Raw genomic sequence first — 21,483 nt, 5'->3', positions numbered from 1 at the left:
ACGGAGCATGCCGGACCGCCCGGCCGGGGCGGACCTCTGTCGTCAGAACACCGGTTTGCCGCCCGTCACGCCCAGCACGGTGCCCGACACGTAGGACGCCGTGACCGGCGAGGCCAGGTAGACGAAGGCCGGGGCCACCTCGGCCGGCTGGCCCGCCCGGCCCAGCGGCGTGTCGGAGCCGAAGGACGGGATCTTCTCCTCCGGCTGCGTCGCGGGCTGCAGCGGCGTCCAGATCGGGCCCGGTGCGACGGCGTTCACGCGGATGCCGCGCGGGCCGAGCTCCGCCGCGAGGTTCACGGTGAGGTTGTTGATCGCCGCCTTGGTCGCCGCGTAGTCGAGCAGCGCGTTCGACGGCTGGTACGCCTGGATCGACGAGACGTTGATGACCGAGGCTCCCTCGCCGAGATGGCCGAGGGCCGACTGCGTCACCCAGAACAGCGCGTACAGGTTGGTCTTGAGCACCCGGTCGAGCTCGTCCGTCGTCAGGTCCTCGACGGAGTCCCGCCGTGCCATCTGGTAGCCCGCGTTGTTCACCAGGATGTCGAGACCCCCGAGCTCGCCCGCCGCACGGTGCGCGACGCCGCGCGCCGTCGCCTCGTCCCGGAGGTCACCGGGCAGCAGCGCGCAGCGCCGGCCGGCCCGCTCGACCCACTCCGCCGTCGTCCGCGCGTCCTGCTCCTCCTCGGGGAGGTAGGAGAGGGCGACGTCGGCCCCCTCGCGGGCGAACGCGATGGCGACCGCTCGCCCGATGCCCGAGTCGCCTCCTGTGATCAACGCCCTGTGGCCGACCAGCTTCTCGCTGCCGACGTAGCTCGCCTCACCGTGGTCGGGACTCGGTATCATGCGATCGGTCGTACCGGGCGCCTCCTGCTGCTGCGGGGGGAAAGGCTGGTCCTGGCTCATGAGGTCCTCCGTGGTGCATGTCGAGGTCCGTGGCCAGTTCTCGACCTGCCGCCCACGCTAGCCGTGCCGCTGTTCTGTCGCATGTCCCGTACTGTTCGGAACACCTGTACCGACGTGACCCCTGAAGGAGCCCCGTGAACTCCGGACACACCCCCGCCGAGCGGACGTTCGACGGTGCCCTGGAAGAGGTGTTCGCCGGGGGCATCCGCCCGCCCGTCGGCCGCTACCGGCTCGACCTGGCGACGGGGGAGTGGGCCTGGTCGGACGAGGTCTACGAGATGCACGGCTTCGAGCCGGGCCAGATCGTGCCCACCACCCCGCTCATGCTCTCCCACAAGCACCCGGACGATCGCGCCCGCGTCGGCGGCGTCCTGCGGCGTGCCGCCGAGACCGGCCGCCCGTTCAGCTCCGTGCACCGCATCCGCGACGCGCACGGCGCCACGCGCACCCTCGCCGTCACCGGCCAGGGTCGGCGCGACCCCGCGACCGGCCAGGTCGTCGAGCTCTTCGGGTACTTCATCGACGTGACGGACTCGCACCGCGAGGCGGCTGCACGGGAGGCCACGGCCTCGATCCAGGCGTCGGCCGAGAAGCGCGCGGTGATCGAGCAGGCCAAGGGCGTGCTCATGGTCGTCTACGGCGTGGAGGAGGCAGCAGCGTTCGACCTGCTGCGACAGGCCTCGAACGCGGCCAACATCGCCGTGCGGCACATCGCGCAGACCCTGGTCGAGCTGTTCTCGGGGCCCGGCGTCACCGTGTTCCCGACGCGCGAGGCGATCGACGAGTTCCTGCGCCACCCGAAGCCGCCGGCCGACGACTGAGCGCCCGCGTCGCCCGCCGGGCGACCGGCCGTCCGCCGTCCTAGGTTGGTGGTCAGGCGCCCCGGAGCGGGGGTGCCGGCCGAGTGCCCGGGAGGTGCGATGAGCGACGCGCAGACGGACGAGAAGCGCTCTCGTCCGGTGTTCTGGAAGGCTTACTCGTTCGGGCTCGTGACCGGGGCGTTCTTCCTCGTGTCCTGGGTCGGGCAGTTCGTCTTCCAGGCGATCGGCTTCGCCAACGAGGCGAGCGACCACGGCGGGACGTTCTCGTGGGCGGAGTACTGGCCCGACTTCCTCGCCTCGACCTTCGAGAACTGGCAGTCCGAGTTCCTCCAGCTCATCTGGCAGGCGGCCGGGCTCATGCTGTTCTACTTCTGGGGGTCGTCGCAGTCGCGTGAGGGGGACCAGCGCCTCGAGGCGAAGGTCGACGCGTTGCTGCGCGAGCGTGGCATCGACCCGGTGGGCATCGACCGGCAGACCCGCAAGCTCGCGGAGAGCGAGTGAGCCGGTCGGTGCGGATCGCGACGTTCAACATCCAGCACGGTCTGGGACCCGACGGCCGCGTGGACAACCACCGCCTGGCGGCGGCCGTCGCGGCGCTCGACGCCGACGTGGTCGCGCTGCAGGAGGTCGACCTGCGGCAGGCACGGTCGGGCGGCGCCGACCAGGCAGGCCTCTGCGCCGAGGCGATGGGGGCCGCCGGTCACCGGTTCCTCCACGCGCTGACCGGCCCGTTCGGCTCGCCGGGGGTCCGCCGCCGCGCGCGGAGCGCCGAGCCGCCCGGTACGCCCGGGTACGGTGTCGCCCTGCTCTCGCGGTTCCCGGTGCGCGCGTGGCGCGCGCTGCTCCTGCCCCCGGCGACACCGTGGGTGTGGGGGCGCGTCCAGCTCGGCACCGACGAGCCGCGGGTGGCGCTCGCGGCCCTGGTCGACGCACCGTCGGGGCCGCTCACCGTCGTCGGTACGCACCTGAGCGTGTACCGGTACCCGGCGGCGAGCCGGGTGCGCACGCTCGCCCGCCGGATGGCGGGGTACCGGAGCGGTCCGGCCGGCACGCCGCACGGGGTGCACCAGCTCGACCGCCTGCGGTACTGGGTCTCGACGCTCTCGCGGCCGCTGGTGCTGCTCGGTGACCTCAACCTGCGCGCGCCGCTGCCCGCCGAGGACACGGGGTGGCGCCCGCTCGCGACCGACGACACCTTTCCCCGGCACGCGCCGCGGTTCCAGATCGACCACATCCTGCTGGACGAGGGCGCGGGGCCGGCTCGGTTCGGCGCGGCGACGGGCCGTGCGGTCGACACGGGCGTCTCGGACCACCGCGCCCTGGTCGCGGACCTGCCGGTCGCGGGCTGACGCCCGGCCGCGCCGGCTCAGGCCACGAAGATGCAGAACGGGTGGCCGTCCGGGTCGGCGAGGACGTAGAGAGGCTCCTCCGGGTCGTCGAACCGGTCGTGGAGCTGGGTCGCGCCGAGCTCGAGCGCGCGGTCGCGGGCGGCGGTCAGCGCGGCGGCGTCGGGCACGGAGGTGTCGAGGGCTCGCCGTCGGGCGGCGGGGCGTCGCCCTCGCGGTACCCGAGGCCGAGGAGCCGGCGGTAGAACTCGGCGAGGGCGCGGGCGTCGGTGGTGTCGAGCACGACGGAGCGGAGGCGGGGAGTCATGCCTCCAGCGCAGCACATCCGCCCCGACTCGCAAGGGTCGGGGCGGATGCGGGACCCGTCAGGCGGCCTCGGCGTAGACCCGCTGCGGCACGACGGCGGTCTCGGCCACCGGGGTCGGCTCGGTCTCGGTCTCGGTCTCGACCACGGTGAGCGCGGCTGCCTCGTCCACGGCACGGCGCTTGCCGCGGACCACGGTGAAGAGCGCGTTCGCGCCGATCACGATGGCGGCGACGTTCGACGCGGCGGACGGCCAGATGCCGTTCACCGCGGCCACCGTGAGCAGGGTCCCCGCCGCCACCACGTTGGTGCACTGGAACGCCAGCGAGTCGGCGCTCCAGCGTCCACGGCTGACCATGGCATATGCCACGAGCCCGGCGAGCGCGCCGAACCAGCCGAGGACGGTGACGACCATCATGAGGGACATGGCAGGTACTCCTGAGAACGTAGGATCGAAACGATTCGAGGATGACCCGGAGGTCGAGGGCCGGGATCATCCGTGACAAGGGTGGGGGGCGTCGTGGTTTGGAGCGAGCTCCACCACCGACCCCTCAATGATGAGACAGATCTGCGTTCAGCACAATCGAATGTTCGTGACTCCGGGATGTAGCATCGCTTCATGGCCACCGACCCCCGACGACTCGCTTTTCTCCTTGCCGTCCACCGTGCGGGCGGCGTGCTCGCGGCCGCCGACCTGCTGCGGGTGACGCCCTCGGCGGTGTCGCAGCAGATCGCCCGGCTGGAGGCGGAGGAAGGGGTCGACGTGCTGGACCGCGGGCCGCGCGGCGTGACCCTCACCCCGGCCGGCCGGGTGCTGGCCGAGGCCGCCGAGCGCATCGAGGACGAGCTGGTCCAGGCGCGGCAGGCGGTCGCAGCGCTCGAGGGTGAGCTCACGGGCCGCGTCTCCGTCGGCTCCATCCAGACAGCGATCCGCACCGTCATCGCCCCGGTGCTCGTCTCGCTGGCCGAGCGCCACCCGCACATCGAGGTCGACGTGCAGGAGTACGACCCCGTGGACTCGGTGCGCAAGCTGCGTGCGGGCGACCTCGACGCGGTCGTGCTCGAGCGCGACGTCGAGGTCGACGCCCCGGCCCCGCGCGGCGCCCACGACGTCCCGCTGCTCGACGAGCCGTGGCGCATCGTCGTGCCGACCGGTCTGCCGGAGCCCGAGCGGCTCGACGACCTCGCCAACCTCGCGTGGGTCGGACCGCAGGCCGGCTCCGCGGCCGAGCGCGCGACCAACCGGCTCGCGGCCCAGCTCGGCACGACCTTCGAGATGCGGCACGCGTACAAGGACTTCGACACCGCGATCGCGCTCGTCGCCGCAGGCCAGGGCGTCGCGATGCTGCCGGCGCTCGCGCTCCAGCAGGACGTGCCCGACAGCGTCGCCGTCGTCTCGCTCGCCGGGCTCGGCTCGCGCCGGCTCGTGGTGCGGCACCGGCAGAACCGGCACGAGCCGGGACCCATCGTCCGTGCGGTGGTCGACGAGATGGTGACGGCGGCGCGCGAGATCGACCTGGGCTAGCCGTGCGGCCGCGCAGTCCGATCACGCCCGCCCGGCAGGGCCGCGGCCCGCGTCACAGTAGGCTGGGTCCCAGCACAGCACGACCCACAACCGAACACGCCGCCATCAGCCGCGACGGGAGAGTCCGGCCCGCGCCGCCGTCCGAGGACGACGCAGGGTCCGGCGCCGAAGGAGCAAACCCCTCCCCGGGAATCTCTCAGGCCCCAGGTACCGCCACGGTGAGGCAACTCTGGAAAGCGAGCCGCCCGCCGTCGGGCAGGGGGCTCCACCGACGGTGCAAGCCGGCGCGCCCCGTCCCGCGAGGGAAGGCGGACCGGCAAAACTCTCAGGTCGACGTCCGCGTCCGATGACAGAGCGGGGAGGGACCGCAGTCGTCCCCACGCCCTCGGACAGCCAGGAGCACGCCGTGAGCACGCCCCACAACCCCGACGTCTTCGCCGACCGGCACCTCGGTCCGCGCGGCCGTGAGGTCCGCACCATGCTGGACCAGCTCGGCATCGACACCATGGACACCCTGGTGGACCGCGCGGTCCCCAAGGCGATCCGCACCCAGGCTCCGCTGGACCTGCCGGCCGCCCGCACCGAGCCGGAGGTGCTCGCCCACCTGCGCGAGCTCGCGGCGCGGAACCAGGTCAAGACGCAGATGATCGGCCAGGGCTTCTACGGCACGCACACGCCGGCCGTCATCCGCCGCAACGTGCTGGAGTCGCCCGCCTGGTACACGGCCTACACGCCGTACCAGCCCGAGATCAGCCAGGGCCGGCTCGAGGCGCTCCTCAACTTCCAGACCGCGGTCGAGGACCTCACGGGCCTCGAGATCGCGAACGCGTCGCTGCTCGACGAGGCCAGCGCCGTCGCCGAGGCCGTGGCCCTCATGTGGCGCGCGTCGCGGGCCACGGAGGGTTACGTCGTCCTCGACGCCGACCTGTTCGGCCAGTCGCTCGCCGTCGCGCGCGGGCGCGCCGAGGCCATCGGGCTGCCCGTCGTCGTCGCCGACCTCACCGACGGCCTCCAGGCAGGTCTCGACGCCGCGGTCGACGGCGGCACGGAGCTGCCCGCGGGCCCCCTCGTCGGCGTCGTGATCCAGCAGGCCGGCGCGTCCGGCCGGGTCCTCGACGCGCGCGGCGTGGTCGCGGAGGCCAAGGAGGCCGGGGCGCTCGTCACCGTCGCGACCGATTTGCTCGCGCTCACGCTCCTGGTCAGCCCGGGCGAGCTCGGCGCCGACATCTCCGTGGGCTCGGCCCAGCGTTTCGGCGTCCCGCTGTTCTTCGGTGGCCCGCACGCCGCCTACATGGCGGTGCGCAAGGGACTGGAGCGCCAGCTCCCCGGCCGTCTCGTCGGCGTCTCCATCGACGTCGACGGCGCCGCCGGGTACCGCCTCGCGCTCGCGACCCGTGAGCAGCACATCCGCCGCGAGAAGGCGACCAGCAACATCTGCACCGCCCAGGCGCTGCTGGCGATCGTGGCGAGCATGTACGCCGTCTACCACGGGCCCGAGGGCCTGCGGGCGATCGCCGAGCGCGTGCGCACCCGCGCCGTGACCCTCGCGGCGGCCCTGCGGACCGCGGGCGTCACGGTCGAGCACGACACCTTCTTCGACACCGTGCGGCTCGCCGTGCCCGGCCGGGCGCAGGAGATCGCCCGCGCCGCCGCCGACGCCGGCTACAACCTCTACGTGCCCGACGCCGACCACGTGCAGGTCAGCACCGACGAGACCACCACGCCCGCCGACGTCGAGACGGTCGCGGCCACCGTGCTCCGCGTGCTCGGCCTCGACGCCGCGCCCACCGTCGACGGCGCGGCGGCGGAGCTGCCCGCCGAGCTCGTCCGCACGACCGGGTACCTCACCCACCCGATCTTCCACAGCCACCGCTCCGAGACGAGCATGCTGCGCTACCTGCGCAGGCTCTCCGACAAGGACCTCGCGCTCGACCGCACGATGATCCCCCTCGGCTCGTGCACCATGAAGCTCAACGCGACCGCCGAGATGGAGGCCATCTCCTGGCCCGGCTTCGCGGACATCCACCCCTACGCCCCCGCCGACCAGACGCAGGGTTACGCCGAGCTCGTCTCCGCCCTGGAGGCCCAGCTCGCCGAGATCACCGGCTACGCCGCGGTCTCGCTCCAGCCGAACGCGGGCAGCCAGGGCGAGTTCGCCGGCCTGCTCGCGATCAAGGGCTACCACGCCTCGCGCGGCGAGCAGCACCGCGACATCGTGCTCATCCCCGCCTCGGCGCACGGCACCAACGCGGCGTCGGCGGCGCTCGCGGGCCTGCGCGTCGTCGTGGTGGCGACGGCCGACGACGGCGCGATCCTGCTCGACGACCTGCGCGCCAAGCTGGCCGAGCACGGTGCCCAGGTCGCGGGGATCATGATCACCTACCCCTCGACGCACGGCGTCTACGAGGAGCACGTGCGCGAGGTGTGCGACCTCGTGCACGAGGCGGGCGGCCAGGTGTACATCGACGGTGCGAACCTCAACGCCCTGGTCGGCCTCGCCCGGCCCGGCGAGTTCGGCGGTGACGTCTCGCACCTCAACCTGCACAAGACGTTCTGCATCCCGCACGGCGGCGGCGGTCCCGGCGTCGGGCCGGTCGCGGTGGCCGAGCACCTGGTGCCGTTCCTGCCCGGCGACCCGACGCCCGGCCTCACGGGGGCGGGCGCGGGTGCAGCGGGCGCCCCGGTGTCGGCGACGCGGCACGGCTCGGCCGGCATCCTGCCGATCTCGTACGCCTACGTGGCGCTCATGGGGCCGGACGGGCTGACCGAGGCCACCAAGGCCGCCGTCCTGACCGCCAACTACGTGGCCAGCCGCCTCGACCCGCACTTCCCCGTGCTCTACACCGGGCCGAACGGCCTGGTGGCGCACGAGTGCATCCTCGACCTGCGCCAGATCACCGCCGAGACCGGTGTGACGGCGGAGGACGTCTCCAAGCGGCTCATGGACTACGGCTTCCACGCCCCGACGCTGGCCTTCCCCGTGCCGGGCACGCTCATGGTGGAGCCCACCGAGTCGGAGGACCTGGCGGAGCTCGACCGGTTCATCGACGCGATGATCGCGATCCGTGGCGAGATCGACGCCGTGGGCGCCGGTACGTGGCCGCGGGACGACAACCCGCTGCGCAACGCCCCCCACACGGCGGCGTCGCTGCTGGGCGACGAGTGGGACAAGCCCTACTCGCGCGAGCTGGCCGCGTTCCCCGTGGCGAGCCTGCGCGCCACCAAGTACTGGCCCCCGGTGCGCCGCATCGACGGGGCCAAGGGCGACCGCAACCTGGTGTGCGCCTGCCCGCCGATCGAAGCCTTCGCCGAGTGATGGGACCTGCCGTGACCGACAAGACGACCCCCCTCCACGACGAGCACGTGGCGCTCGGCGCCTCGATGACGCCGTTCGGCGGCTGGCTGATGCCGCTGCGGTACACGTCGGACCTGGCAGAGCACCGCGCCGTGCGCGAGGCCGCCGGTCTGTTCGACCTCTCCCACATGGGCAACATCGAGGTGACGGGGCCGGACGCCGCGGCGTTCCTCGACCACGCCCTCGTCGGCTGGATCTCGAAGGTGCGCCTCAGGGGCGCCCGCTACTCGATGATCTGTGCCGAGGACGGCAGCGTGCTGGACGACCTGATCGTCTACCACAAGGCGCCCGGCGTGTACTCGGTGATCGCCAACGCCGCCAACGCGGCCGTCGTGCTCGCCGCGTTCCAGGAGCGCACCACCGGTTTCGACGTGAAGCTCGAGGACATCCAGCCCGGCCAGGCGCTGATCGCCGTGCAGGGCCCGCGGGCTGCCGAGATCCTCCGTGCGACGCCGGGCCTGGCCGAGGACGCCGAGCTCGCCGGCGGCACCGCGTTCGACGAGCTGAAGTACTACGCGTGCCTGGGCATGCGGTTCGACGGCGACCCGGTACTCGTCGGCCGCACCGGGTACACGGGCGAGGACGGGTTCGAGATCTGGGTGCCCGCCGAGCACGCCGTGTCCCTGTGGCGCGCGCTGCTGGCGGCGGGCGAGCCGTTCGGCCTCGTGCCCGCGGGCCTCTCGGCGCGCGACTCGCTGCGCCTCGAGGCCGGCATGCCGCTGTACGGCCACGAGCTGGACACCACCACGACGCCCTACGAGGCGGGCCTCGGCCGCGTCGTGCGCCTCGACAAGGTCACCGATGACGGCGAGCCCGTCGACTTCGTCGGCCGTGAGGCCCTCGCGGCGCGCAAGGCGTCGCCGCCCGCACGCGTGCTCGTCGCGCTGCGCGGGGAGGGCAGGCGCCCGGCCCGCGCGGGCTACGACGTCGTGCAGCGGACCGCGGACGGCGGGCCCGGCGCGGCCGTCGGCACGGTCACCTCGGGCGCGCCGTCCCCGACGCTCGGTCACCCGATCGCCCTGGCGTACGTGACGCCGGAGGTCTCGGCGGAGGGCACGCAGCTCGCCGTCGACGTGCGCGGGCGGGCCGAACCGTTCGTCGTCGTGCCCGTGCCGTTCTACCGTCGTCCCCAGAGCTGAACCCGTCCTTCCCCCTTCGCACCACCACCTGAACCACGAGGAGCCGAGATGGCCGACTTCCCCGCGAACCTGAAGTACACGACCGAGCACGAGTGGCTGGACGGCTCGACGCCCGCCGTCGTCGGCGTCACCGACGTCGCCGCCGAGGCGCTGGGTGACGTGGTCTACCTGGAGCTGCCCGAGGTCGGCGCGCAGATCGAGGCCGGCTCGGTGGTGGGCGAGATCGAGTCCACCAAGTCGGTGTCCGAGCTCTACTCGCCGGTCAGCGGCACCGTGGCCGAGGTCAACACCGAGGCCGTCGACAACCCCGAGATCGTCAACCAGGACCCGTACGGCAAGGGCTGGCTGTTCAAGGTCGAGGTGACCGGTGCGGGCGAGCTGCTCACGGCCGAGGAGTACGCCGCGCACGCCGGGAGCTGATCCGCCGTGGGCTCCGGCGTTCGTCGCCGGAGCTCGCGGGAACGGCGAAAAGTAACGCCACTCCGCGTCACTCGCTCGCGCTCTCGGGCCTCTTTCGGTCTCGAAACGATAACGGTCACGTTTTCTGTCGAGAACCGCGTCATGAACTCCATGCAGTGCGCTCTACCCCATAGCAGCAACCGTAGGCCGGAACCCCAGAACCGGCCGCTGTGTGGAGGAAACGATCATGACCGCGATGACCCTAGACCACCGTGTGCCGACCCTCACCCGCCGTGAGCGGGTGATCCTGGCGAACCTCAGTGAGGACGCCACCCTCGAGCAGATCGCTCGTCGCCTGTACGTCACTCGCAACACCGTGAAGACCCAGGTCCGCAGTGTCTACCGCAAGCTCGGGGTGTCCTCGCGCGCGGAGGCCATCGCGAAGGCCCAGGAGTACCAGCTCGCCGACTGAGCCCGGTGAGCCCCGCCCCGGCGGGACAGTCCCACGACGACGGCGCCCTCCCCAGAGGTGCCGTCGTCGTGCTGTGTCCGGGGGATCCCGCCGGGTGCGAGACTGCTCGGCATGCAGACGCGCACCGTCGACGTGGTCGCCGCGGCGATCGTCGACCATCTCGACCGGCCCACCCGGCTCCTGGCCGCCCGTCGCTCGGCCCCTGCGGCGCTCGCGGGTCGCTGGGAGCTGCCCGGCGGCAAGGTGGAGCCGGGTGAGGAGCGGCACGCCGCGCTGCACCGCGAGCTCGCGGAGGAGCTGGGGGTGACCGTCGCCCTCGGCGCGGAGCTCATCGCACCCGAGGGGGCGGCGTGGCCGATCACGGCGACGCACCGCATGCGCGTGTGGTTCGCGAGCCTGGTCGACGGGACGCCCGCGCCGCTCGAGGACCACGACGAGCTGCGCTGGCTCGCCGCGGACGAGCTCGACGACGTGCCGTGGCTGGACGGCGACGTGCCGATCGTGGCGGCCCTGGCCCGGCACCTCGCCGGCGGCCGGGCGGTGACCGGTTAGCGGGAGCCCGCCGAGAGCCGGTTGCGGGCCGCCGCGGCCCGCCGGCCGAGCGGCACGAAGGCGCCGTCCATGAGGACGGGCACCACGTCGGTGGCGTCGAGATCGGTGGCGATCGTGACGTCGTCGGCGAACCCGGAGTCCAGCAGCTCACGTCCGCTCGCGGAGCCGCCCACGTGGTCGGCGACGTCCTTCGTGCCCTTCCACAGGGTCGCGGCCGCCGCGGTCTCGGGCGAGATGCTCATGCCCGGCAGCATGGCCATGAGGCGGGCCGCGATGGCGCCGACCGCCAGGTGGTCCTCGAGCGCGGGGCGCAGCGTGTCGTCCGGCCAGTGCTCGCCCACGGGGACCAGCACGACGTCGTGCCGCTCGTTCGCGTCGAGGTGCGCGGCGGCGAGGCCGGCCACGGCCTTGGCGTTGCGCAGGCTGCCCGCGACGATGAGCGCGCCGCGGCTGGCGATGGTGTGGCAGATCTGGGCCGCGCCGGGCGAGGGGAGCACGAGCCGCTCGGCGTCCAGGTCCTGCAACGAGGCGGGGGAGATGCTGATGCCGTCCTCCCACCGCGGGCCGGCGAGGGCCGCGCGCATCGTGCGGGCCAGCCGGGCCGCGCCGGCCGGGTCGTGGTACGGGAACGGGTAGACCCCGGCCCCCTGTTCGCAGGCCACGGTCACCGTGGTCGAGAAGGAGAGCACGTCCACGATGACCACCAGCGACGAGCGTGCGTCGGCGGCAGTGAGGGCGAGCGCGCCGGAGATGCCCCAGTCCGTGCGCACACGGGCAGGACGCTGGTCGAAGGCGGGGGACGTGTTTGCCACGCAGGCATCGTAGTGTCACCCGGACGCGCCCCTGTTTCGCGCTCAGCGAACAAGATTGCGGAACTCGTCAGGTGTGCTCCACCTATCCGCGCGTCTGTGCAGTTCGGGGGTGTCCCGTGCCTGGTCGGGGACTGTCCGGGCCGGTGGGAAGTCACCCGGAGATCGCCCCCCGCCTCGCCGCGGATCGCCCGGTAGATTGGGCTCATGAGCAACTTCGAGGTGGCCCGCAGGCAGAAGCAGGAGCCCACGGCGACTCTGCTGGTTCGCGCGATCCTGTGCCTGGTGCTGTTCCTGGCCGGGATCGTCCTGATCGGTGCAGGGGGGTCCGACGCCGGCGCGGCGTCGCCGTACCTGTTCGTGGGCGGCATCCTCGTGGTCGGCCTGTCGTTCGGCCTGCCGATGATCGGCGCCACGGAGCGCTGACCCGCGGGGACGAGAGGGCCGTGGCACCGAGGTGCCGCGGCCCTCTTTCTTCACCCACAACGATCGCCGGCACCCGTCCGTACTGATGCGTGAAGGCCCACGGCGAGCGACGCGCTCGCGCCGGGCAGGCATCTCACACAGACGGGAACACCGCGATGTCTCAGCACAGCACCACGCGTACCTCCTCCTCCCTCCGTCGCGGGCTGGTGGCGCTGGCCACCTCGGCGGCCCTCCTGGCCGGCGGCCTGGTCGTGGCGCCGTCGGCGCAGGCCACCCCGGTGGTCGACGTCCAAAGGTCCCAGGGCACCACCGTGCGGACGTCGTTGTCCGCGTCGGGCGCGACCATCACCGGCGACGTGAAGCGGCAGAAGCTCGACCCCGCCCGGTTCGGGTACACCGTGATCCTCGAGGCCTCCGGCGGCACGATGCTGGGTTCCGAGGTCCAGGTCACGCTCCAGAAGATCGACCGCACGCCGGTGCGCAAGCGCACGGTGGTGCTCGATCGCACCAGCAGCACGCGGATGGCGCGGCACGGCGCCATCAACTTCACCGGGACCATCGCGCCGGGCACGTACCGGGTCGGCGTCGAGGTGTTCACCGTGATCCGCAAGGCGGACGGCACGCGGGTGCGGCACGTGATCGACGTCGACGAGGCCCAGCGGGTCCAGTTCAAGCGCGCCGTCTCCGTCGACGCCACGATCTCGACGGACGCGAAGGACGGGCGACCCGCGCGGATCACCGCCAGGGCGCGGGTGCTCCGCGTAGCGGACGACGGCTCGATCTCGTGGCTGACCATCCGCTCGGGACGGGCCATCCTCTCCGCCGACCCGGACGGCCCGTGGGGTGACAAGCCCGCGAAGTTCGTCCGGGACCTCACCATCCGGGACGGCCGGATCTCGACCGACGTCACCACGCGCCCGGGGTACTGGAAGGTCACCTACCCGGGCACGGCGCGGTACGCGAGGTCGACGGGCTGGCTGCCCGAGCTCTGCGGCTGCTGACCGGCGCCCGGAAGGGCCGCGGCTGCGTACCGCGGCCCTTCCTGCTACCCCGGAGGCGGCCCAGGAGCGCCCCCGAGGGGCTGGATGACCGGCGTGTCACCCGGAGGTCACAGGTTTGTTAGAACCATTGACAGATTGCGCGGCCCGATGAAAACGTGACCAGCACCACCACGAAGGAGAGGCACGGTCATGGCCCAGTACAAGAGGCTCGGCGGGATCATGGCGATCACGCTGGCGACGGCAACGGGACTCACAGCCTGCGGTTTCGGCGGGTCGTCCGGTGAGGAGAGCGGCGGGGGCACGACCCTCGACCTGCTCGTCCCCAGCTACTCCGACGCCACGCAGGGCCTGTGGAACGACGTGATCGCCGGGTTCGAGGAGGAGAACCCGGACATCGACGTCAACCTCCAGGTCGAGTCCTGGGACAACCTCGAGTCGGTCATCGCGACCAAGATCCAGGGCGGCGACGCACCGGACATCTACAACGGCGGCCCCTTCGCGGGCTTTGCCGAGGACGAGCTCCTGTACCCGGCCGAGGAGGTCGTGTCCGAGGACACCCTCGCGGACTTCCAGCCCACGTTCCTCGAGAACGCCCAGGTCGGCGACACCGTCTACGGCCTGCCGTTCATCGCGTCCGCCCGTGCGCTGTTCGTCAACGACGCGCTGCTCGAGGAGGCCGGCGCCGACGTGCCGACCACGTGGGACGAGCTGCTCGAGTCCGCCAAGAAGGTCTCGGAGCTCGGTGGCGGCGTGGCCGGCTACGGCATGCCGCTCGGCTCGGAGGAGGCCCAGGCCGAGGCGGCCGTCTGGCTGTGGGGCGGTGGCGGCTCCTTCGGCGACGCCGACGCGATCACCGTGGACGCACCGGAAAACCTTCCGGGCGCCGAGTTCATCAAGACCATGATCGACGAGGGCGCGACGCAGGCGGACGCCGGCGCGACGGACCGCAGCCCGCTCATGGACATCTTCGTCCAGGGCAAGATCGGCATGCAGGTCGGCCTCCCGCCGACCGTCGGCCAGATCGAGTCCGACAACCCCGACCTCGAGTACTCCGTCCACCCCATCCCCACCGAGGACGGCTCGCCGTTCACGCTCGGCGTGGCGGACCACCTCATGGCGTTCCAGAACGACGGCGACAAGCAGGAGGCGATCACCGCCTTCCTCGACTACTTCTACTCGCCCGAGGTGTACGTGCCGTGGGTCCAGGCCGAGGGCTTCCTGCCCACCACCCTGTCCGGCTCCGAGGAGCTGGCCGACGAGGAGGCGCTCGCGCCGTTCCTCGAGGTGCTGCCGGACGCGCAGTTCTACCCGACGACCAACCCGGACTGGCAGGCCACGGACTCCGCGTTCAAGGCGCTCTTCGGCCAGCTCGACAGCGACAAGTCGGCTGAGGACGTCCTGGCGGACATCCAGGCGCAGGTCGACGCGGGCTGATCGGACGACAGCCGTGAAGGACCTGCTCAAGGCCCTGCCGTGGATCGGGCCCGCGGTCGCGCTCATCGCGACCGTGGTCCTGTTCCCGGTGGGCCTGATGTTCTGGAACTCGACCCGCGACATCAGCCAGAGCGGTGTGGACAAGGGTGGCGTCGGGCTCGACAACTTCGCGGCGGTCGTGGGGTTCGACGCGTTCTGGCCGATCCTCGGCCGCACCGTCGTCTGGGTGGTCGTCGTCGTCGCGTGCACGCTGGTGATCTCGCTCGCCCTGGCGGCGCTGCTGAACAAGGCGTTCCCCGGCCGCCGCCTGGTGCGCATGGCCGTCATCGTGCCGTGGGCCTCCAGCGTCGTGATGACCACCCTCGTGGTGCACTACGGGCTGGAGCCGTACTTCGGCATCATCAACTCGTTCCTCGTGGACGTCGGCCTCATCGACACGCCGGAGGGCTACGGCTGGACGAGGCACGCAGGCACCGCGTTCGCGTGGGCCATGGTGGTGGCCGTGTTCGTGTCGTTGCCGTTCACCACGTACACGATCCTCGCGGGGCTCCAGACGGTGCCCGGCGAGACGGTCGAGGCGGCGCGCCTCGACGGCGCGAACGGGGTCCGCACCTATCTCAGCGTGGTGCTGCCGCAGCTTCGGGGCGCCGTCTCCGTCGCGGTGCTGATCAACATCATCAACGTGTTCAACTCGCTGCCCATCCTGCGCGTGATGACCGGCTCCATCCCCGGGTACGACGCCGACACCGTGATGACGATGATCTTCAAGTACATGCAGAACCAGCGGCAGATCGACCTGGCGAGCGCGCTGTCCGTCATCGCGTTCCTCGTGGTCGTCGCGATCGTCGCCGTCTACGTGCGGTTCGTCCGCCCGCTGGAGGAGGTCTGATGGCCGTGCTGACGCAAGAGCAGACGACGACGGGCACCGCCGGCTCGCCCCCGCCCGGCGGCGTGCGGCGCCCGCGGCGGTACACGACCGACCAGGTGCCCCTCGGCTCGCTCCTGCTGCGCCTCCTGGGCGGGCTGGTCGTGCTGGTGGTCTTCCTGCTGCCGTACCTGATCATGTTCTTCGGCTCGGTGAAGACGAAGGCCGAGATCCGGTCGGTCGATCCCACGTACTTCCCGCGGGAGTGGCACTGGGACAACTACCTCACCATGTGGTCGACGCCGGAGACGCCGCTGCTGCAGAACCTGGTCTCCACCCTGGTGATCTCGTTGTGCGCCACGCTGCTGGTGCTCGCCGTCGCCCTGCCCGCCGCGTACTACACGGCGCGGTTCCGGTTCCGCGGGCGACTGGTGTTCCTGTTCCTCGTCATCGTGACGCAGATGGTGCAGCCCGCCGTGCTCACCTCGGGCCTGTTCCGCGAGTTCATCGCGGTGGGCATCCTCGACACCTGGCTCGCGATGATCCTGGTGAACGCGGCGTTCAACCTGTCGTTCGCCGTCTGGATCATGCACAGCTTCTTCGCGGGCATCCCCAAGGAGGTCGACGAGGCGGCGCAGCTCGACGGCGCGGGCACGTTCGCCGTGCTGACCAGGATCAACCTGCCGCTGGTGTGGCCGGGCATCGTGACGGCCGTGGTGTTCACGTTCGTCGCGTCCTGGAACGAGTTCGCGGCCTCCCTCGTGCTGCTCACGACGGCGGGCAACCAGCCGCTGTCGGTCGCCCTGACGAAGTTCGTCGGGCAGTACGAGACGTCGTGGCACTACGTGTTCGGGGTGTCGATCGTGGCCATCGTGCCCGTCGTGCTCCTCTTCATGGCCATCGAGAAGCGCCTCGTGGGCGGGCTGGTGGCCGGCTCGGTCAAGTGACCCGTGGCGAGGGGGCCGGCGCGACGTCCCGCGCCGGCCCCCTCGTCGTCCTGCGGCCCGTCCCGCGGCCCGTCTCGGCGCTCGTCTCGGCGCTCGGACAAAATCTGTCCCCGTGCTGGACGGTCGCTTAGCATGGTGGAGAACCCCATCCAGAGCGGTCGAGAGTCCTGGCTCCATGACACCGCAGCAACCTGCCGACCGGCCGAGGGACGCAAGGTGCTCACGCCAGGTTCGATGGAGCTGACATGGTCGCCGAGGTACACCCGCACCGCCCGACGATCTCGTTCGAGCTGATGCCCCCGCGGCGGCCGGAGGTCGCCCCCCGCTTCTGGGAGACGGCCGAGCAGCTCGTGGCGGCCGGCCCGGACTTCGTCTCCGTCACCTACGGCGCGGGCGGCGGTGACCGGGCGACGTCGCGCGACGTCCTCGCGCGACTCCTGCGCGGTACCCCTGTGCTGCCCGTCGCCCACCTGACGTGCGTGGGGGCGTCGCGCGAGGACGTGTCCGAGGTGATCGACGAGTTTCTCGAGGCCGGTGTGCGCTCGTTCCTGGCGCTGCGCGGCGACCCGCCGCGGGACGAGCCGGACTGGGCGCCGCCGGAGGACGGGGTGCGCTCCAGCGTCGACCTCGTGCGGCTGCTGCGCCAGGTCGACGAGCGCCGGTGCGCCGCCGACGCCAGCGCGGCGCTGCGGTCGGCCGCCCACCCGCTCGCGGTCGCCGTCGCGACGTTCCCCGACGGCAACCCGGGCGCGGGCACCACGCGCGAGCAGGAGGTGCACCGGCTGCTCGAGAAGCAGGAGGCCGGCGCGAGCTTCGCGATCACGCAGTTCTTCTACCGCGCGGACTCGTACACGGGGTTCGTCGACGCCGCCCGGGCCGCCGGCGTCACGATCCCGATCCTGGCGGGGATCCTGCCCACCACGGAGGCCCGCCGCCTGCGCCGCGTCGAGGAGCTCACGGGCGTCGCGGCGCCGTCGGGCCTGCTGCGCGACCTCGATCGGCTCACCGGGCCGGACGGCTCCGTCGACGCCGAGGCGCAGCACGCGCACGGCGTCGAGTACTCCGCGGCACTGGCCCGCGAGGTCCTCGACGCCGGTGCGCCCGGACTGCACGTCTACACGTTCAACAAGCACCGCCCGGCCCTCGACCTCCTGGCCCGGACGGGCCTGACGGGCCGGGCGGCCGCCTGAGCCGCCGCTCCGCCGGTCAGAGCCGCGTGATGCGGATCGCGTCCGCGACCACGTACGCCGAACCCTGGGTCCAGCGGCTGACGGCGACGACGGTGCGCGTGCCCGCCGTCATCGCGTAGGTGCCCAGCGAGAGCCAGGCGCCGCCGCCCGTCGACTGGTCGACCCGGACGGTCGACGAGCCGGTGCCGGTGTACACGATGAACGGCGTCGCGGTGTTGTAGCCGGCGACGCCGGGGAACCACGCCTCGACCCGGTAGGAGCCCGTCGACGGGATCGTCGCCGTGTACGTCGCCAGGTCGCTCACCTCGGCAGGCGTCGCGTAGCGGTAGCTCGCGCCGTACCGCTCGCCCGAGTACGACGACGTCTGCCAGGAGGACCCGGCGGAGAAGCCGCCGGACGTGTTGTCGACGACCACCGACCAGCTCGTGCCGGACAGTGCGGCGGCGACCTCCGAGCGGAGCTGCGGCAGCATGGCGTACAGGACGTCGCCGGGGCACGCCGTCGCCGTGTAGTCGCGGTGGCCGTAGATCTGCGTGGGCGCGATGCCGTACCGGTCGCAGATGTAGGCGCACAGCTCGACGAGGCTGCTCCAGAGCTGGGCCGGGGGCGTCGCGCTCGTGTAGGTGCCCTGGTTCTCGATGCCGATCGCCTGGCTGTTCTGTCCCGGCGCGTGCGCCCCCACGACCATGCCGCTGCCGTTCTGCAGGCGGGAGAGCGAGCCGCGCCGCCCCTCCATGACGTACCCGCCGCGGCTCACCGTGAGGTGCTGGCCCGAGTCCACCCAGCCGTTGGCGAAGTGCCACTGCTGGATGTCGCGTGCGATCTGGTACCCGGCCGCGCGCGAGACGTCGCTGACGTTCGCCGAGGCGGTGTGGTGGATGAGGATCTTGTTCGGGTTGGTCGAGACCGAGTCGATGGTCCCGCGCGGCGCCTCGGCGCCCCACGTCGAGCAGCTCGCGATGGTCGGTGCCGCGATCTCGACCCCGGCGAGGGCGCCGGACGGCGCGTCCGCCGGCGCCTCCGGGGAGGGCGCGAGGGACGGTTCGCCGGGCCGAGCGGCGACGCTGCCGCCGGTCGCGGCGGCCGCGGGTGCGGCGGCGACCGTCGCGCCCGCGGCGCCGATGCCGAGGACGACGGCCCCGCGCAGCAGCGCGCGGCGGTCGAGCGAGGTGTGGTCGCAGGAGTCGTGGTCGGTGGAGCTGGGGACGTGTTCGTGCACGGGTGCCTCCACGGTCGGTCGTACGGGGACGTGCCGATTTCACCCGTAGTATCACCGTGCGCGCAGAGCGCCGATACATCACATCCAGCCCATATCCGGATGGGATGTCCCGGCGTGCGCCTCAGGTGTCGACCCGCTCCTGGCCGCTCATCGCCTGGATGGACTGCATGACCTGCTCCGTGAGCTCGCGCCGTGCCTGTGCGGGCTTGGTGCCCGCCGCGATCTGGCGCGAGGGATCGATGGGCGCGCCGAAGTGCACCTCGACGCGGGCCAGCCGCGGCATCTTGCCGATCGGCTTGACCTTGTCCGTGCCGAGCAGCGCCACGGGCACGACCGGCGCCTTGCCGGTCAGCGCCAGCCACGCGACGCCCGTGTGGCCCTTGTGCAGCTTGCCGTCGCGCGAGCGCGTCCCCTCGGGGTAGATACCGAACGCGCCGCCGCGCTGGAGCACCGCCAGCGCGTCCTCCAGCGAACGCTGCCCCGCCCGGGGGTCGTCGCGCTGCACCGGGATGTCGCCCATCTTCGTGAAGAACCAGCGTGACAGCCGGCCCTTGAGCCCCGTGCCCGTCCAGTACTCGGCCTTCGCCAGGAACGCCACGTGCCGCGGCGCCATGATCGGGATGAGCAGCGAGTCGATGAACGACAGGTGGTTGCTCGCCAGGATCACCGCACCCTGCTTCGGGATGTTGTGCAGGCCGGTGACGCGCGGGCGCAGGAGCACGAGCACGAGCAGCGAGAGGATCAGCTTGAGGAACCGGTACGTCACCGGCCTATTGTGCACCCCTCAAGCGGCTGTGCGGACGGGCACTTATGTGGCGAAAGAGACTAAAGAGACCTGCAAGAGAACGTGCCGGACGCACCACCCACCCTCGTGAGCAGCGCGTCCGGCACGGGACGACGGTGTCAGTCCGTCGGCTTCTCGAAGGCCGCGGGGCGCACCTGGACGGCACGCACGCGGTCGACGTCGAGCTTCACGCTCCTGTCGAACCGGTAGATGCCGTTCTCCTCCTGGAACACGTCGGTGAGCTGCGTGTAGCAGTAGCCGAACATGAGGGGGTCGTCCAGCAGCGCGTCCGTGAGGCCCGCGAAGCGCTCGTGGAACTCCTCCTCGTCGCGCACCCGCTGGCCGTAGCCCCACGAGTCGGGTGAGTTCCCGCTCGCGGACGCGGCCGTCTCCGGGTTCCACCAGATGCCGCCGTACTCGCTGACGAAGTAGGGCTGGCCGTTGTACGGCTGCGAGATCGGGCGGCCGTCGTCCCGGCGGTTGCCGTACGGCGCGCCGTCCGCGAGGCCACCCACGAGCTCGGAGAACGTCGCGGGGTCCTGCTCGTAGAGGTGCGAGTCCCAGACGTCGGTCTCCGGCACGCGGTGCGCGTAGCCGCTCGCGTCCAGCACGGGGCGCGTCGGGTCGGCGGCCTTCGTGGCGAGCCACATGCTGCGGGTCACGTCGTCGAGCTGGGTGATCCGGTCGTGCAGGTCCTGGTGGGTCTCGTTGAGCGGGCACCAGCCGATGACCGACGGGTGCGAGTAGTCGCGCTGCAGCGCCTCCAGCCACTCGGCCACGAACGACGTCGTCGGCCGCTGGTGGTCGGCCGGCGTGCCGTAGCCGCCCACGCCCCAGTCGCCGAACTCGCCCCACACGAGGTAGCCGAGGCGGTCGGCGTGGAACAGGTACCGCTCCTCGAACACCTTCTGGTGCAGGCGGGCGCCGTTGAAGCCGGCCGCCAGCCCCAGCTCGATGTCGCGGGCGAGCGCCTCGTCCGACGGCGCCGTCATGAGCGACTCGGGCCAGTAGCCCTGGTCGAGCACCAGGCGCTGGAAGACGTGCTCGCCGTTGATCCGGATCGCCGTGCCGTCGACCGACACCGAGCGCAGCCCGCCGTACGAGCGCACGGAGTCGACGACGGTGCCCGACGCGTCACGCAGCTCGACGTCGATGCCGTACAGGTGCGGGTCCTCGGGACCCCACGTGCGGACCCGGTCGGCCGGGACGACGACGCGCAGCGCCGGCGCCAGGTCGAGGTCGGCCCGCGCGGTGGCGCTCGCGACCTCGCCGTCGGCGTCGGTCACCGTCACCGTCACGGTGTGGCCGCGCCGGTTCGCCGAGAGCGGCACCACGACGTCGAACGCCGAGCTCGACAGGTCGGGCGTGATCCGCGGACGGCGCAGGTGCGTGGCGGGCACCGGCTCCAGCCACACCGTCTGCCAGATGCCGGTGGTGCGGGTGTAGTTGCACTCGTAGTTCGCGTAGCGGGTGCTCTGCTTGCCACGGGCCTGCGGTCCGTGCCGCGTGTCCCGGGCCCGCACGACGACGGTGACCGTGTCGCCGGGCGCCGCGACGCCGTGCAGGTCGGCCGTGAACGGCGTGAAGCCGCCGCGGTGCCGCACGACCTCCGTGCCCTCGACCCACACGGTGGTGTCGTGGTCGACGGCGCCGAAGTGCAGCAGCACGTGCGGGTCGTCACCCACCTCGGCCCAGTCGGCGGGGATCGTCACCTCGCGGCGGTACCAGACCGCCTCGAGGAAGTCGGTGTTCTCGACCCCGGAGAGCTCCGACTCCGGGGCGAACGGCACGGTGATCTCGTCACGGAGAGGCCGCTCGACCAGCCCGCGCTCGAGCCCGGTGTCGCCCGGGTCGATCTCGAACTGCCAGGTGCCGTTGAGGTTGAGCCAGCGGTCGCGGGCCATCTGCGGCCGGGGGTACTCCGGACGCGGGACGGCCGTGGCCGTCGGCGCGCCCGCGGGCGAGAAGCGGTCGAGGAAGGTCATCAGCTGC

22 protein-coding genes and 2 riboswitches are annotated in these 21,483 nt (G+C 72.2%); of the genes, 15 read left to right on the top strand and 7 right to left on the bottom strand.

Annotated elements, in window-relative coordinates; genetic code table 11:
* Positions 1–42 precede the first annotated feature (42 nt).
* Positions 43–903 (bottom strand): SDR family oxidoreductase, encoded by an 861-nt coding sequence (locus tag HLB15_RS00200; RefSeq protein ID WP_171102506.1) that lies wholly within the window; start codon positions 901–903, stop codon positions 43–45.
* 134 nt (positions 904–1,037) lie between these two features.
* Here HLB15_RS00200 and HLB15_RS00195 point away from each other — a divergent pair, with 134 nt between their 5' ends.
* From HLB15_RS00195 to HLB15_RS00185, 3 genes are all read left to right on the top strand, one after another.
* On the top strand, positions 1,038–1,724 hold the full coding sequence (locus tag HLB15_RS00195; RefSeq protein ID WP_171102503.1) for a PAS and ANTAR domain-containing protein: 687 nt from the start codon (positions 1,038–1,040) through the stop codon (positions 1,722–1,724).
* A 99-nt stretch (positions 1,725–1,823) separates the two neighbouring features.
* A complete protein-coding gene (locus tag HLB15_RS00190; RefSeq protein WP_171102501.1) occupies positions 1,824–2,225 on the top strand; it encodes a DUF6766 family protein in 402 nt (133 codons plus the stop codon).
* Positions 2,222–3,073: an endonuclease/exonuclease/phosphatase family protein gene (locus HLB15_RS00185; protein WP_229784918.1), complete on the top strand. Its 852-nt coding sequence runs from the start codon at positions 2,222–2,224 to the stop codon at positions 3,071–3,073. The genes HLB15_RS00190 and HLB15_RS00185 overlap by 4 nt, the downstream gene beginning before the upstream one ends.
* Positions 3,074–3,090: 17 nt before the next feature.
* Here HLB15_RS00185 and HLB15_RS00180 read toward each other — a convergent pair whose 3' ends face one another.
* Together HLB15_RS00180 and HLB15_RS00175 are read right to left on the bottom strand one after the other, a co-directional pair.
* Positions 3,091–3,393: a VOC family protein gene (locus HLB15_RS00180; RefSeq protein ID WP_171102499.1), complete on the bottom strand. Its 303-nt coding sequence runs from the start codon at positions 3,391–3,393 to the stop codon at positions 3,091–3,093.
* Positions 3,394–3,435: 42 nt separating this feature from the next.
* Positions 3,436–3,801, bottom strand: a complete 366-nt coding sequence (locus HLB15_RS00175) for a CBU_0592 family membrane protein (RefSeq protein ID WP_189086872.1) — start codon at positions 3,799–3,801, stop codon at positions 3,436–3,438.
* Positions 3,802–3,993: 192 nt separating this feature from the next.
* Here HLB15_RS00175 and HLB15_RS00170 point away from each other — a divergent pair, with 192 nt between their 5' ends.
* From HLB15_RS00170 to HLB15_RS00145, 6 genes are all read left to right on the top strand, one after another.
* Complete coding sequence (locus HLB15_RS00170) at positions 3,994–4,899, top strand: LysR family transcriptional regulator (protein ID WP_171102496.1); 906 nt, start codon at positions 3,994–3,996, stop codon at positions 4,897–4,899.
* A gap of 105 nt (positions 4,900–5,004) precedes the next feature.
* Positions 5,005–5,122: riboswitch (glycine riboswitch) on the top strand.
* 123 nt (positions 5,123–5,245) lie between these two features.
* Positions 5,246–8,215 (top strand): aminomethyl-transferring glycine dehydrogenase, encoded by a 2,970-nt coding sequence (gene gcvP / locus HLB15_RS00165; protein WP_212759319.1) that lies wholly within the window; start codon positions 5,246–5,248, stop codon positions 8,213–8,215.
* On the top strand, positions 8,215–9,393 hold the full coding sequence (gene gcvT / locus HLB15_RS00160) for a glycine cleavage system aminomethyltransferase GcvT (RefSeq protein ID WP_171102628.1): 1,179 nt from the start codon (positions 8,215–8,217) through the stop codon (positions 9,391–9,393). The genes gcvP and gcvT overlap by 1 nt, the downstream gene beginning before the upstream one ends.
* Positions 9,394–9,441: 48 nt before the next feature.
* Entirely contained in the window at positions 9,442–9,813 is a 372-nt protein-coding gene (gene gcvH / locus HLB15_RS00155) for a glycine cleavage system protein GcvH (protein ID WP_171102492.1), read from the top strand.
* Positions 9,814–10,039: 226 nt separating this feature from the next.
* The gene (locus HLB15_RS00150) at positions 10,040–10,264 is read left to right on the top strand and encodes a helix-turn-helix domain-containing protein (protein ID WP_171102489.1); all 225 of its coding nucleotides are present in this window, start codon (positions 10,040–10,042) and stop codon (positions 10,262–10,264) included.
* 111 nt (positions 10,265–10,375) lie between these two features.
* Positions 10,376–10,816: a (deoxy)nucleoside triphosphate pyrophosphohydrolase gene (locus HLB15_RS00145; protein ID WP_171102487.1), complete on the top strand. Its 441-nt coding sequence runs from the start codon at positions 10,376–10,378 to the stop codon at positions 10,814–10,816.
* On the opposite strand, the gene HLB15_RS00140 is transcribed toward HLB15_RS00145, so the two are convergent.
* Positions 10,813–11,628: a 2-phosphosulfolactate phosphatase gene (locus HLB15_RS00140; RefSeq protein WP_171102485.1), complete on the bottom strand. Its 816-nt coding sequence runs from the start codon at positions 11,626–11,628 to the stop codon at positions 10,813–10,815. The two genes, HLB15_RS00145 and HLB15_RS00140, sit on opposite strands and share 4 nt — an antisense overlap.
* Before the next feature lie 204 nt (positions 11,629–11,832).
* Here HLB15_RS00140 and HLB15_RS00135 point away from each other — a divergent pair, with 204 nt between their 5' ends.
* The 6 genes from HLB15_RS00135 (at position 11,833) to HLB15_RS00110 (ending at position 17,488) form a co-directional block, all read left to right on the top strand.
* Entirely contained in the window at positions 11,833–12,051 is a 219-nt protein-coding gene (locus HLB15_RS00135; protein WP_171102483.1) for a hypothetical protein, read from the top strand.
* Between the two features lie 155 nt (positions 12,052–12,206).
* On the top strand, positions 12,207–13,052 hold the full coding sequence (locus HLB15_RS00130; protein ID WP_171102482.1) for a hypothetical protein: 846 nt from the start codon (positions 12,207–12,209) through the stop codon (positions 13,050–13,052).
* 189 nt (positions 13,053–13,241) lie between these two features.
* A complete protein-coding gene (locus tag HLB15_RS00125) occupies positions 13,242–14,486 on the top strand; it encodes an extracellular solute-binding protein (RefSeq protein WP_171102479.1) in 1,245 nt (414 codons plus the stop codon).
* A 13-nt stretch (positions 14,487–14,499) separates the two neighbouring features.
* Positions 14,500–15,375: a carbohydrate ABC transporter permease gene (locus HLB15_RS00120; protein WP_171102477.1), complete on the top strand. Its 876-nt coding sequence runs from the start codon at positions 14,500–14,502 to the stop codon at positions 15,373–15,375.
* Complete coding sequence (locus tag HLB15_RS00115) at positions 15,375–16,298, top strand: carbohydrate ABC transporter permease (protein ID WP_229784917.1); 924 nt, start codon at positions 15,375–15,377, stop codon at positions 16,296–16,298. The genes HLB15_RS00120 and HLB15_RS00115 overlap by 1 nt, the downstream gene beginning before the upstream one ends.
* A gap of 142 nt (positions 16,299–16,440) precedes the next feature.
* Positions 16,441–16,539, top strand: a riboswitch (SAM riboswitch).
* A 4-nt stretch (positions 16,540–16,543) separates the two neighbouring features.
* Positions 16,544–17,488 carry a methylenetetrahydrofolate reductase gene (locus HLB15_RS00110; protein ID WP_171102475.1) on the top strand — a complete coding sequence of 315 codons (945 nt, stop codon included), beginning with the start codon at positions 16,544–16,546 and terminating at the stop codon, positions 17,486–17,488.
* Between the two features lie 16 nt (positions 17,489–17,504).
* On the opposite strand, the gene HLB15_RS00105 is transcribed toward HLB15_RS00110, so the two are convergent.
* The 3 genes from HLB15_RS00105 to HLB15_RS00095 all read right to left on the bottom strand — a co-directional run bounded on the left by HLB15_RS00105 (position 17,505) and on the right by HLB15_RS00095 (position 21,476).
* Positions 17,505–18,707, bottom strand: a complete 1,203-nt coding sequence (locus HLB15_RS00105; RefSeq protein ID WP_171102473.1) for a golvesin C-terminal-like domain-containing protein — start codon at positions 18,705–18,707, stop codon at positions 17,505–17,507.
* A 121-nt stretch (positions 18,708–18,828) separates the two neighbouring features.
* The gene (locus HLB15_RS00100) at positions 18,829–19,473 is read right to left on the bottom strand and encodes a lysophospholipid acyltransferase family protein (RefSeq protein WP_171102471.1); all 645 of its coding nucleotides are present in this window, start codon (positions 19,471–19,473) and stop codon (positions 18,829–18,831) included.
* A 137-nt stretch (positions 19,474–19,610) separates the two neighbouring features.
* A complete protein-coding gene (locus HLB15_RS00095; RefSeq protein WP_229784916.1) occupies positions 19,611–21,476 on the bottom strand; it encodes a glycoside hydrolase family 2 protein in 1,866 nt (621 codons plus the stop codon).
* Between the last annotated feature and the right edge of the window lie 7 nt (positions 21,477–21,483).

Origin of the sequence: Promicromonospora citrea (genome assembly GCF_013004695.1) — a bacterium.
In the GTDB taxonomy this organism is placed as follows: Bacteria; Actinomycetota; Actinomycetes; order Actinomycetales; family Cellulomonadaceae; genus Promicromonospora; species Promicromonospora citrea.
This window is presented reverse-complemented; position numbering and strand designations above follow the sequence as displayed.